Origin of the sequence: Streptococcus chosunensis, from assembly GCF_003626515.1 — a bacterium.
Classification (GTDB): Bacteria; Bacillota; Bacilli; order Lactobacillales; family Streptococcaceae; genus Streptococcus; species Streptococcus chosunensis.
On sequence record NZ_RBCK01000001.1, the window covers coordinates 409630 to 422172 of the forward strand.

General features: G+C 38.8%; 11 protein-coding genes. All 11 read left to right on the top strand.

Features of this window, described 5'->3' with window-relative positions; translation table 11 throughout:
- Positions 1-120 precede the first annotated feature (120 nt).
- The 11 genes from D7D54_RS02000 to lepA all read left to right on the top strand — a co-directional run bounded on the left by D7D54_RS02000 (position 121) and on the right by lepA (position 12447).
- Positions 121-2226, top strand: coding sequence for an AAA family ATPase (locus D7D54_RS02000; protein WP_020901458.1), 2106 nt, complete (start codon positions 121-123; stop codon positions 2224-2226).
- A gap of 26 nt (positions 2227-2252) precedes the next feature.
- Positions 2253-3407, top strand: coding sequence for an HNH endonuclease (locus D7D54_RS02005; protein ID WP_020901457.1), 1155 nt, complete (start codon positions 2253-2255; stop codon positions 3405-3407).
- A 334-nt stretch (positions 3408-3741) separates the two neighbouring features.
- Positions 3742-4380: a uridine kinase gene (udk, locus tag D7D54_RS02010; RefSeq protein WP_001181377.1), complete on the top strand. Its 639-nt coding sequence runs from the start codon at positions 3742-3744 to the stop codon at positions 4378-4380.
- Positions 4381-4506: 126 nt separating this feature from the next.
- Complete coding sequence (gene xseA / locus D7D54_RS02015; protein ID WP_120718697.1) at positions 4507-5847, top strand: exodeoxyribonuclease VII large subunit; 1341 nt, start codon at positions 4507-4509, stop codon at positions 5845-5847.
- Positions 5825-6037, top strand: coding sequence for an exodeoxyribonuclease VII small subunit (locus D7D54_RS02020; protein ID WP_000043226.1), 213 nt, complete (start codon positions 5825-5827; stop codon positions 6035-6037). Before xseA ends, D7D54_RS02020 begins: the two co-directional genes overlap by 23 nt.
- A complete protein-coding gene (locus D7D54_RS02025) occupies positions 6034-6909 on the top strand; it encodes a polyprenyl synthetase family protein (RefSeq protein ID WP_120718698.1) in 876 nt (291 codons plus the stop codon). The genes D7D54_RS02020 and D7D54_RS02025 overlap by 4 nt, the downstream gene beginning before the upstream one ends.
- The gene (locus D7D54_RS02030; RefSeq protein ID WP_120718699.1) at positions 6902-7717 is read left to right on the top strand and encodes a TlyA family RNA methyltransferase; all 816 of its coding nucleotides are present in this window, start codon (positions 6902-6904) and stop codon (positions 7715-7717) included. The genes D7D54_RS02025 and D7D54_RS02030 overlap by 8 nt, the downstream gene beginning before the upstream one ends.
- Positions 7710-8141, top strand: coding sequence for an arginine repressor (locus tag D7D54_RS02035; protein ID WP_020900686.1), 432 nt, complete (start codon positions 7710-7712; stop codon positions 8139-8141). Before D7D54_RS02030 ends, D7D54_RS02035 begins: the two co-directional genes overlap by 8 nt.
- A 6-nt stretch (positions 8142-8147) precedes the next feature.
- On the top strand, positions 8148-9815 hold the full coding sequence (recN, locus tag D7D54_RS02040; protein ID WP_120718700.1) for a DNA repair protein RecN: 1668 nt from the start codon (positions 8148-8150) through the stop codon (positions 9813-9815).
- Between the two features lies 1 nt (position 9816).
- The gene (locus tag D7D54_RS02045) at positions 9817-10545 is read left to right on the top strand and encodes a metallophosphoesterase family protein (protein ID WP_020901450.1); all 729 of its coding nucleotides are present in this window, start codon (positions 9817-9819) and stop codon (positions 10543-10545) included.
- A 78-nt stretch (positions 10546-10623) separates the two neighbouring features.
- Complete coding sequence (lepA, locus tag D7D54_RS02050; RefSeq protein WP_084926386.1) at positions 10624-12447, top strand: translation elongation factor 4; 1824 nt, start codon at positions 10624-10626, stop codon at positions 12445-12447.
- The last annotated feature ends 96 nt before the right edge of the window (positions 12448-12543 follow it).

The window sequence follows — 12543 nt, forward strand, 5'->3', positions numbered from 1 at the left end:
TCACTAGGTGTTAATATGCATATCGAAGAAGGAAGTCAATGAAAGCGACTACATACAAAACTAGGGCATTATATTTGTATTTTGATATAATGATAACAAAATGAAAGGAATTTCTTAAAAATGAGTGTTAGCGAAATTATTGAAAGAATTAGAAGTGAGTATTCGGAGATTGACTGGTTAAAAAGTAGAAGTAGTTTTTATAAAATAACTAAACAAGGAGTATTAGTCCAGTATGATCTAAAAGAATTAGAAAAAAAATATGAAAAAAGTAATTTTTTAATTATCAATAAGTTTGCGCAGTCAGCAATAGACTGGAATTCTGACTTAGAAAATTATTTTGTTATCACTGAGTTAACCGATAGCCCTAAAACTGGAAATATTGAAATTACGAAAAATAATAAGTTAACAGAATTCGAAAACTATATTGGACAGAGTTACTTTATTATTGAACAAGATTTTTTTACAAGTCATTTTATAAGAGTTGAAAAGGATGATGAGAGATACTTAGAGACATTGCAGGAAATTATTTCCTTAAGTTTTGATGATTTTGTAGAGCAGATGTCTATAAAAAATAGTGATTGGGATGATTATGGTTATAAATTGGTTTTAAATTTTACGATTTGGGAACAAACTTTTGAGTTACGAGTTAATCCGAAAAATAATCTTTCTATGGATTATTTAAAAAGTGGCGAAGGAGAATATCCTGATGAAGATTTTTGTTCCTTGGGTGAAGTGGCGTACTATGAATTTTTAAAAAAATATCTTTCTTATAAAAATCGTCAAAAATGGTTTACTCGATCTAGAGACCTTGCTTATAACACAAGTGTATTGGAAAAATTTGCAATAGAGTATTCAAAAAAATCTGATTTACATGGACAAACTTTGGATTTCACTCCACCAAATAGTGAATACCATAGTTTTTTATATAGTTCATTTCTAAGAACAACTACTTTAAAAGAAATCAAGGAAGTATTTCATCCATTGACTGTTTTTGGATATTCTAATTCTACGGTGCATTATTCAGGGGATGGAAAAAATATAATACAGGCGGTAGATGATAGAGAAACATCTATAAATTATAGTTTTAAAGAAGATGGTATAGATAAAGGGGCGCTAAATTTCAAAAAAAATAGAAAGTCAAAATTACCAATGAATGTCTATGCAGTTGTTGGTGGAAATGGTAGTGGGAAATCCTATAAAATCAATCAGATAATAAGTGAACATATGGCAGGGGATAAGAAATTTTCACAGATACTACACTTTTCTTTGAGTCCATTTGACAATATTATTAATTTTGATAAAGATGGTAGCCGTAAGGAAATTAGTGATAAAGGGAAAGACTCAGACGGTGAAATTATCTATGAAAAAGTAGGATTTGTTTCAGTGAAGTATCCTCCAATTCTAGAAGTACTAAAGAAAGCCGAAGCATTAGCACTGACTGATGTGAAGAAGTATCTATATCAGAAATCTAGTAAGTATTTAGTTGCTGAGAATACACTAAAAGAAGGATTTGAAGGTAAGATAAGCATCAAAGAAAGCTTTTCCTACTATATACAAAATCTGTTGATTGATTTGATTGCTTCTGAAGATAAATTGAAAATGTGGGGAGATTGTTTGAATTTCTTTACATTTGAATCTTGGGTAGATGATATCATCAATGCTTTTCAAGATAGAAATATTTCTAAGAATGATATTGAAAAAATTGATACATTAAGTTCAGGACAAGCAACCATTCTTTTATATATTACGAAGCTTATTTCAAGTATTAATCAAGGAAGCTTGGTAATTTTTGATGAGCCAGAAACGTTTATGCATCCACCTATGGTTAAAGCATTTATTAGAGCTGTTTCAGAGTTAGTGGATAATAATAAAGCTTTCTGTTTGATGGCTACACATTCACCAGTAATCATCCAAGAAATTCCTCATTGTAATGTCTATAAATTAGATTCTAATCACGAATTAACAAATATTTATTACAAAACCTATGGTCAAAATTTAGACACCTTATATAAGAATATATATGGAGTGGAATTACAACAAACAGGTTATAATAGCTTCTTTAATGATCGAAAGGAAGAAATTATTGGAGAAGGACAAAATGATTTAGAAGATATTAATCTGTTATCAAGTGAAGATTGTCAATACCTAGGTGATGAAGCTTTTCTGAAGTATCTTGTAGTGAAAGATGAGATAGAGAAAGTGGGTGAAGTCTTATCAAAAGAGTAGCTAAAGAATATCCGTCTATAGAAGAAGTGATAGCGGTATTACCAAATACTGTCAAAAAGAAGGTTCTTCGTAGATTTTTAATAGAGCTAGATGAGGAATATGAAAGTAAAGCTAGTATATGTTCGTTGTATGAATTGAATGTTAATTTAATTCAATCACAGTGTGAGGTTGAATCGTCTTGGTATGATAGTCATATCCGAAAAAAATCTAAAGGGTTATTTCAAAAATTCCCAGTTGTGAAAAATAGTAATAATCAAGCAATTTGTCCTATTTGTGAATGTGTATTTTCAACTAATGTAACCCTTGAGCATATCATTCCTAAGGGGGGAGAAGGTGAACCTAGGCTTGCTATTTTACCTATCAACTTAGTTAAATGTTGTAGAGAGTGCAATACTTCTAAACACAGTAAAAGGTCTCGAATAAAAGAAAAGAGTGAAATCCATCCTTACTTTGAAGAGTTTGATATTGAGGATTATTTTGATATAAAATTTGTTGATACAAACGAGGGATTTTGGCCGGAAGTTGAATTTAATTACAAAGATAATTCTAATAGTAAACGTATTCATAATTTTATTGATAATTATAATATTGAAAAAACTTACACTCATAGAGTTAAGTTAGAGTTTCAAAGAATTATGACCATATTAGCAAATAAGACACTAATTATTTCAAAATTTATTTCAAAATCTATTTTGAAGGAGCACATAAACTATCTGTTTGATACATATAAAAAAAATCGTGAATTTGAAAAGATTGACGATAAGTATTGGTTTGATCAAAATTATTTTGGATTTAAAATATGTGAGTATTTAACAAAAATAATAGACAAAGATATTTCTGTTATTTATAAATTAAATGAGGAGATAAACAAACGTCGTCAGCCTTCTCAATATATTGCTTTTTCAAATCCAGAATTTCAGAATGATATGAACGAAGTACAAACAATGAAAGATTTAGAAATGTTTGTTAAAAATAACAAAGATGATCTTATTATCTATTACCAACAGATAAAAAAACAAGGGCTTTCTATTGATTTTCCTAAATTATTTAAAGAAGATGAAGATAAAGATGATAGGTTAAGAAAAAAATGCTTAATAGAGGAAATTGTTAAGTACTACATAGAAAGTGGAAAAAGTTTTGAGCATTTCGGAGAAGATTGTGCTTCTATAATTGCTATTTAAGATGAAACTCAAAATAGTAGAAGAAAATGAAGTTAAGAATCATAAAAAATGAAAGAGATGAATCAAAAATCAGTGGAGGGAACAGCAAAGCATGCATCAGCAATTTAATCTGAATCAAGAGATAGTCTTAGAAAACCGTATATAAAGATTATACGAAATTGGTTATAGATATCAAACCTTTTTACTTAAAAATTGCAAAGTCTTTTTGTTTCGTTAATCAAAGCAGATACCATGATTTCTATTAAAATTTATTAGATGAGTGCCCTAAAATCAGACTATAAATTTTGCAAAAAATGTGATAGAATAGACGACGGATAAAAAAACGGAGGATAGCATGCAAAATAGACCAATCATTATCGGAGTGACAGGTGGTTCTGGTGGAGGTAAGACCAGTGTTTCAAGAGCCATTTTATCGCATTTTCCTGATGAAAAGATTTCCATGATTGAGCATGATTCATACTACAAGGATCAGTCTCATTTGACCTTTGAAGAGCGTGTCAAAACCAACTACGACCATCCTTTTGCCTTTGATACAGACTTGATGATCGAGCAAATTAAGGAATTGTTGGCAGGGCGTCCGGTGGACATTCCGACTTATGACTATACAGAGCATACACGAAGCAGCAAGACTTATCGTCAGGAACCTCAAGATGTCTTTATCGTTGAGGGGATTTTGGTCTTGGAGGACAAGCGCCTGCGCGATTTGATGGATATCAAGATTTTTGTGGATACGGATGACGATGTGCGCATTATTCGTCGTATCAAGCGTGATATGGAAGAGCGTGGCCGTAGCCTTGATAGTGTTATTGACCAGTATTTAGGCGTAGTCAAACCTATGTATCATCAGTTTATCGAACCAACCAAGCGTTATGCGGATATCGTCATTCCTGAGGGAGTCAGCAATACAGTGGCTATCGACCTGTTGACGACCAAGATTGAAAAGATTTTGGAAGAAGCTCGAAACAGCAAATAATCGGACGTGGAGGCCTTGCCTCCTTTTTTATTTTTCCCTCATAATGGTACATAAATGAAGATTTTTAGGCATATTTTTGGTATAATAATACTCATGAACGAGCAAGAAAATGAATAGTAGGTGGAGATGGAAAAGTATTTATCGGTAACAACTTTGACCAAGTATCTGAAAATGAAATTCGATAAAGACCCTTATTTGGAACGGGTCTATTTAACTGGTCAAGTTTCCAACTTTCGTAAACGACCTACTCACCAATACTTCTCCCTAAAGGATGACCATGCAGTTATTCAAGCGACCATCTGGTCTGGGATTTATCAGAAATTAGGCTTCGATTTGGAAGAAGGGATGAAGATCAATGTGATTGGGCGTGTACAGGTCTACGAACCAAGTGGTAGCTATTCCATCATCATAGAAAAGGCTGAGCCTGACGGGGTTGGGGCGCTCGCGATTCAGTTTGAACAACTCAAGAAAAAATTGACAGAAGAAGGCCTGTTTCAAGAACGCTTCAAGCAACCTCTGCCCCAATTTGCTAAGCGAATTGGTGTGGTAACTAGCCGTAGTGGAGCCGTTATTCGAGATATTATCACGACAGTCAGCAGGCGATTTCCAGGTGTCGATATCTTACTTTATCCAACTAAGGTTCAAGGTGAGGGTTCTGCGGAGGAAATTGCTAGAAATATTGCGCGTGCTAATCAACGGGACGATTTGGATTTGCTCATTATTGGTCGTGGTGGTGGTTCCATCGAGGATCTCTGGGCCTTTAACGAAGAAATTGTGGTACGAGCTATTTTTGAATCTCGTTTGCCAGTTATCTCTAGTGTGGGACATGAGACAGATGTGACCTTGGCGGATTTTGTGGCAGATCGCCGCGCTGCGACGCCAACGGCAGCAGCTGAACTAGTAACACCTGTGACCAAGTTGGATATATTAGCTCATTTGCAAAATCAGGAAAAACGGATGGCAACGGCAGTCCGAAATGTCCTATCTAAAAAACAAGAAGCTTTGAAAAAATGCAGTCAGTCTGTTATCTTTAGACAGCCAGAGCGCTTGTATGATGCCTATATGCAACGCTTGGATCAACTGCAACTGCGCTTAAAACAAAGTTTACGTACACGGATTTCTGATAACAAACAAGTCGTCCAAGCAAGGACGCATCGACTGGTGCAATTATCACCTGTTACTAAAATCCAACGTTATCAAGATCGTCTAGGCCAGTTGGATAAGCTCCTGCGTAGCCAAATGGCTTTGGTTTATGATGCCAAGGTTGCTGAAGTCAAGAGATTATCAGAAGCCTTACTGATGTTGGATACCAGTCGTATCGTGGCGCGTGGTTATGCAATTGTCCAAAAAGAAGAGTCCGTAGTTGATTCGGTTGAGAGTTTGAAGAAAAAAGACCAAGTGACGCTTTTGATGCGAGATGGTCAAGTAGAATTAGAGGTTAAAGATGTCAAAACAAAAGAAATTTGAGGAAAATCTAGCAGAACTGGAGACCATTGTCCAAAGTTTGGAAAATGGTGAAATTGCTCTGGAAGATGCGATTGCTGCCTTTCAAAAGGGCATGGTCTTGTCAAAAGAGCTCCAAGCGACGCTGGACAAGGCTGAAAAGACCTTGGTCAAGGTTATGCAAGAAGACGGAACAGAAAGTGATTTTGAATGAAGAAGCAAGAAAAATTAGCTCTTGTTGAGTCGGTTTTGGAAGATTTTTATGGAGACCAGCAGTTTGCCTCTAGTTTGCGAGAGTCTGTTCTCTATTCCATTCATGCTGGTGGCAAGCGTATTCGGCCTTTTCTTCTGTTAGAAGTTTTGGAAGCCTTGCAGGTCGCTATCAAACCTGCTCACGCGCAGGTGGCTGCTGCCTTGGAAATGATTCATACAGGGAGCTTGATTCACGATGACCTTCCTGCTATGGATGATGATGATTACCGTCGGGGACGATTGACCAATCACAAGAAATTCGGTGAAGCTATGGCCATTTTGGCTGGAGATGCCTTGTTCCTAGATCCTTATGCTTTGATAGCGCAGGCAGATTTGCCAAGTCAGATCAAGGTGGACTTGATTGCCAACTTATCTCTTGCTTCAGGAAGTTTGGGCATGGTGGCAGGGCAGGTTTTGGACATGGAAGGCGAACACCAGCATTTGTCTTTGGAAGAACTCCAGACTATTCATGCTAATAAGACTGGAAAGTTACTAGCCTATCCCTTCCAAGCAGCTGCCATCATAGCCGAATTGGCACCTGAAATGCAGGTAAAGCTGAAAACTGTTGGTGAATTGATTGGACTTGCTTTTCAAGTTCGAGATGACGTGTTAGATGTGACAGCTAGTTTTGAGGAAATCGGCAAGACACCACAAAAGGACCTGCAGGCTGAAAAATCAACCTATCCAGCTTTGTTGGGCTTAGAAGAGGCTATTGCCTTTTGTAACCAGACTCTGGATCAAGCTAATGCCAAATTAGACGACATTGCCCAGCAGGTTCCTTTTGAGATAGAATCGATTGTAAGTGTAGTAGAAAGTTTGAGAATCAATGGCTAAGGAAAGAGTGGATGTACTAGCTTATAAACAGGGCTTGTTTGAAACGCGAGAACAGGCCAAGCGCGGTGTGATGGCTGGCCTAGTCGTAGCAGTTCTTAACGGAGAACGGTTTGATAAACCAGGAGAGAAAATTCCAGATGACACCGAGCTAAAACTCAAGGGTGAAAAACTCAAGTATGTTAGCCGTGGTGGCTTGAAACTGGAAAAGGCCTTGCAGGTCTTTAATTTGTCAGTGGAAGGGGCAACTACGATTGATATCGGGGCTTCTACTGGAGGATTTACCGATGTCATGTTGCAAAATGGTGCCGAGTTGGTCTTTGCAGTCGATGTTGGTACCAATCAGTTGGCTTGGAAATTACGCCAAGACCCACGAGTTGTCAGCATGGAGCAGTTCAATTTCCGTTATGCTGAAAAGACTGATTTCGAGCAGGAGCCGAGCTTTGCCAGTATTGATGTGAGTTTCATTTCCCTCAGTCTGATTCTTCCAGCCTTGCACCGTGTCTTGGCTGATCAAGGTCAGGTCGTGGCTCTGGTTAAACCCCAGTTTGAGGCAGGTCGTGAGCAGATTGGGAAAAATGGAATCATTCGAGACTCCAAGGTTCATCAGAATGTCCTTGAATCTGTCACAACCATGGCAGTAGAGGAAGGCTTTTCAGTCCTTGGCTTGGACTTTTCTCCCATTCAAGGTGGACATGGAAATATTGAGTTTTTAGCGTATTTGAAAAAAGAAGAGTCAGCAAGCAATCAGGTTTTTGCTGAAATTGAAGAAGTAGTAGAGAGGGCGCATAGTCAATTTAAAAATGAATAAAAAAGAGAGACTTGAAAAAATTAGACGATTTGTGACAGATTATCAAATCGGTACGCAAGAAGAAATTGTAGAACACTTGAAAGAGGCAGGAATCACTGCTACTCAAGCGACGGTATCCCGAGATATCAAAGAGCTAGGCATTGTCAAAATTCCTTTGAGAGACAACACCTATGTCTATGAATTACCAAAATCAATCGTAAAAAGTTTGCAATTGGCTGAAGACAATATCGAATCAGCAGAATTGATGGATAAGATGATCAATCTTCAAGTCATTCCAGGAAATACAGCTTTTGTAAAAGCTCAGTTAATCGAGACTTTTGCGGACAAGATTTTCAGCTGTTTAGCTGATGATAGCTCGATTTTAGTCATTGCCAGAAGTGAAAGTCTAGCTGAGGAAATCTTTGAACAAGTAAAAAATTGGTAGGTCTATATGTTACTTGAAATTTCGATAAAAAACTTTGCCATTATTGAGGCTATTTCCCTCAATTTTGAGAAAGGTATGACTGTCCTGACTGGTGAAACGGGTGCAGGGAAGTCAATTATCATTGATGCCATGAATATGATGTTGGGAGCTCGTGCGACGACAGATGTTATTCGTCATGGTGCGCCAAAGGCAGAGATTGAGGGGCTTTTCTCAGTTGAGAATAGTCGCCTTTTGCGGGAAATTTTTGATGAGCAAGGTTTAGAAATGGGGGATGAAATTATCATCCGTCGGGAAATTCTGCAAAATGGTCGGAGTATCAGCCGTGTGAATGGCCAGATGGTTAATCTATCTGTTTTACGTGCTATTGGGCAACATCTGGTAGATATTCATGGTCAGCATGACCAAGAGGAGTTAATGCGTCCCCAACTGCATATCCATATGTTGGATGAATTTGGTGATACAGCTTTTTGGAACTTGAAAGAAACCTATCAGACGAGTTTTGATGCCTACCGTAAAATGCGCAAGCAGGTTCTGGAAGTCAAGAAAAACCAACAGGAACACAAGGCTCGTATTGAAATGTTGGAATTTCAAATGGCAGAGATTGAGGCGGCAAACTTGCAGGCTGGAGAAGACCTGGCTCTAAACCAAGAGCGAGAGAAGCTCCTCAACCATAAAAACATTGCGGATACGCTGACCAATGCCTATAGTATGTTGGACAATGAAGAGTTTTCAAGTTTAGCCAATGTTCGTTCAGCCATGAATGATATGGAAAGTGTCGAAGAGTACGACCCTGAATACCGTGAAATTTCAAGCTCACTGTCTGAGACCTACTATGTCTTAGAAGACATTAGCAAACGTTTGGAAGCTATTATTGAGAATCTTGATTTTGACGGCAATCGCCTCATGCAGGTTGAGAATCGCTTGGACCTCCTTCATACCATTACCCGTAAGTATGGTGGGACTGTAGACGATGTCTTGCTTTATTTTGCCAAGATTACGGAAGAATACAATCTCTTGACAGGAAATAACCTTTCATCTGAGGACATGGAAGCAGAGCTCAAGAAATTGGAAGTCAATCTTGTTGATTTGGCAGGTCAGCTTGCATCTGCTCGTCATGACTTGGCTCAACAGCTAGAAGCTGAGATTAAACAAGAGCTTCAAGACCTTTATATGGAGAAAGCCCAATTTCAAGTTCGTTTTAGCAAGGGCAAATTCAGTCGTGAGGGCAATGAAATGGTTGAGTTTTACATTTCAACCAACCCTGGCGAAGACTTTAAACCCTTGGTTAAGGTTGCATCTGGTGGGGAATTATCTCGTCTCATGCTAGCCATTAAGTCTGCCTTTTCACGTAAAGAAGGCAAGACCAGTATTGTCTTTGATGAAGTGGATACGGGAGTTTCAGGTCGTGTTGCCCAAGCTATTGCACAGAAGATTCATAAAATTGGTCAGCATGGTCAGGTTCTGGCTATTTCCCATTTACCACAAGTGATTGCGATTGCGGATTATCAATTCTTTATTGAGAAGATTAGTAATGACCATTCAACGGTTTCGACTGTTCGTCTCTTAACGGTTGAAGAGCGAGTAGAGGAAGTTGCCAAGATGCTGGCAGGTGATGATGTGACAGAAGCTGCCCTGACGCAAGCTAGAGAATTGTTGAGAAACAGGGAGAAATAAGATGACAGACTATTATGTAATTGGAGATGTTCACGGAAAAGCTGGGATGTTGGAAGACCTTCTCAAAACATGGGATGGTCAGACCCAGTTGCTCTTTCTAGGGGATTTGATTGACCGTGGTGAAGATAGTCGCCGTGTCCTAGAGATGGTTAAGAACTTGGTCGATAATCAAGGGGCAATCTGTTTGTCTGGAAATCATGAGTATATGTTTTTGACTTGGCTCGATGACCCAGAAGAAAGCTATGACCACTATCGTCGTAATGGTGGTGATACAACCATTAACTCTATCCTAGGTCGTCCCTTGGATGCACCAGTTGACGGGATTGAGGATGCTAAGCGTGTTGCTTCTGAAGCAGCGGATTTGGTCGAATTTATTCGTCAAATGCCTTTTGTGGTAGAAACAGATAAGTATATATTTGTTCACGCAGGTATTGATTTGACCTTGGATGACTGGCATGAAACCACAGATTATAAAAAAGTATGGCTCAGAAAACCATTCCACGAAGCAGAAAATCATACTGGAAAAATCATTGTCTTTGGTCATACACCGGTTTATGGTTTGTTAAAGCAAGAGCGTGGAACAGCTGAGCTTTGGACTACAGAAGATGGCAAGATTGGAATGGATGGAGGAGCTGTTTATGGTGGTGTCCTTCACGGGATTGTTTTTACAGACCAAGGAATGACAGAACACCACTTTATCGAAAATGACGGCTTTGTTGCTGAAGATTAGTACTCCTAGCAGGGTATGGTCTTGTCAAAATGTCAAAAACAATTTATAATAAATAGATACCCTGAAAGGAAGAGAATCATGAACTTAGAAGAATTGAAAAAACGACAGGAGAAGATCCGTAACTTCTCTATTATCGCCCATATTGACCATGGGAAATCAACTCTAGCAGACCGCATTTTGGAAAAAACAGAGACGGTTTCAAGTCGTGAAATGCAAGCACAGCTTTTGGATAGCATGGATTTAGAGCGAGAACGTGGGATTACCATTAAACTAAATGCCATCGAGCTGAATTATACTGCCAAAGATGGGGAAACTTATATTTTCCACTTGATTGACACACCGGGGCACGTAGACTTCACCTATGAAGTTTCACGTTCGCTAGCTGCCTGTGAGGGAGCGATTTTGGTCGTCGATGCTGCCCAAGGGATTGAGGCTCAAACCCTTGCCAACGTTTATCTGGCCTTGGACAATGATTTGGAAATCATGCCAGTCATTAATAAAATTGACCTGCCAGCAGCAGACCCTGAGCGCGTGCGTACTGAGATTGAGGATGTCATTGGTTTGGATGCCAGTGAAGCAGTTTTGGCTTCTGCTAAGGCTGGTATTGGTATAGAAGAAATTCTAGAGCAAATTGTAGAAAAAGTACCAGCACCAACGGGTGATGTGACGTCGCCTCTTAAGGCCTTGATTTTCGACTCTGTTTACGATGCATACCGTGGGGTTATTCTCCAAGTGCGTGTCATGGATGGGGTGGTTAAACCTGGCGATAAGATTCAGCTTATGAGCAATGGCAAGACTTTTGATGTTACGGAAGTCGGTATCTTTACACCCAAGGCAGTTGGTCGTGATTTCCTTGCGACTGGTGACGTTGGTTATATTGCAGCGTCTATCAAGACGGTTCAGGATACTCGTGTGGGTGATACCGTTACCTTGGCAACCAATCCTGCGGCAGAGCCATTACATGGTTACAAGCAGATGAATCCTATGGTCTTTGCGGGGCTATATCCTATCGAGTCAAACAAGTACAATGACCTACGTGAAGCGCTTGAAAAATTGCAACTGAATGATGCTAGTCTTCAGTTTGAACCAGAAACATCTCAGGCACTTGGATTTGGTTTCCGTTGTGGTTTCCTTGGACTTCTCCATATGGATGTTATCCAAGAGCGTTTGGAACGTGAGTTTAACATTGACCTCATCATGACAGCTCCATCTGTTATCTATAAGGTCAACTTGACCGACGGCGAGTCTATGGATGTGTCTAACCCATCTGAGTTCCCAGATCCTACCAAGATTGCGACCATTGAAGAGCCTTATGTTAAGGCGCAAATCATGGTACCACAGGAGTTCGTAGGAGCAGTAATGGAGCTAGCTCAGCGCAAGCGTGGGGACTTTGTGACTATGGATTATATCGATGATAACCGTGTTAATGTCATCTATCAAATTCCACTTGCTGAAATCGTCTTTGACTTCTTTGATAAGCTCAAGTCTTCAACTCGCGGTTATGCAAGCTTTGACTATGAATTGTCAGAGTACCGCCCATCTAAGCTGGTGAAAATGGATATCCTTCTCAACGGAGACAAGGTGGATGCCCTCAGCTTTATCGTTCACAAGGATTTTGCCTACGAACGTGGAAAACTCATCGTTGATAAACTTAAGAAAATCATCCCTCGTCAACAATTTGAAGTACCAATCCAAGCAGCTATTGGACACAAGATTGTAGCTCGTACTGATATCAAGGCCCTTCGTAAGAACGTACTTGCTAAATGTTATGGTGGTGACGTTTCTCGTAAGCGTAAACTGCTTGAAAAACAAAAAGCAGGTAAGAAGCGCATGAAAGCTATCGGATCAGTAGAAGTTCCACAAGAAGCCTTCCTTAGCGTCTTGAGCATGGATGAAGAGTAGAAGTATAAAGAAAAATATTTTATTGTTGATAGACTTTAAATATCAAATAACCAAGATAAATAAAAGAAGATCAAATGGTCTTCTTTTTAATTTGTT

Coding starts and splice junctions, on each gene's coding strand:
- recN (WP_120718700.1), top strand. CDS start 8,148: ATGTTACTTGAAATTTCGATAAAAAACTTTGCCATTATTGAGGCTATT.
- D7D54_RS02035 (WP_020900686.1), top strand. CDS start 7,710: ATGAATAAAAAAGAGAGACTTGAAAAAATTAGACGATTTGTGACAGAT.
- D7D54_RS02030 (WP_120718699.1), top strand. CDS start 6,902: ATGGCTAAGGAAAGAGTGGATGTACTAGCTTATAAACAGGGCTTGTTT.
- D7D54_RS02025 (WP_120718698.1), top strand. CDS start 6,034: ATGAAGAAGCAAGAAAAATTAGCTCTTGTTGAGTCGGTTTTGGAAGAT.
- lepA (WP_084926386.1), top strand. CDS start 10,624: ATGAACTTAGAAGAATTGAAAAAACGACAGGAGAAGATCCGTAACTTC.
- D7D54_RS02000 (WP_020901458.1), top strand. CDS start 121: ATGAGTGTTAGCGAAATTATTGAAAGAATTAGAAGTGAGTATTCGGAG.
- udk (WP_001181377.1), top strand. CDS start 3,742: ATGCAAAATAGACCAATCATTATCGGAGTGACAGGTGGTTCTGGTGGA.
- D7D54_RS02045 (WP_020901450.1), top strand. CDS start 9,817: ATGACAGACTATTATGTAATTGGAGATGTTCACGGAAAAGCTGGGATG.
- D7D54_RS02020 (WP_000043226.1), top strand. CDS start 5,825: ATGTCAAAACAAAAGAAATTTGAGGAAAATCTAGCAGAACTGGAGACC.
- xseA (WP_120718697.1), top strand. CDS start 4,507: ATGGAAAAGTATTTATCGGTAACAACTTTGACCAAGTATCTGAAAATG.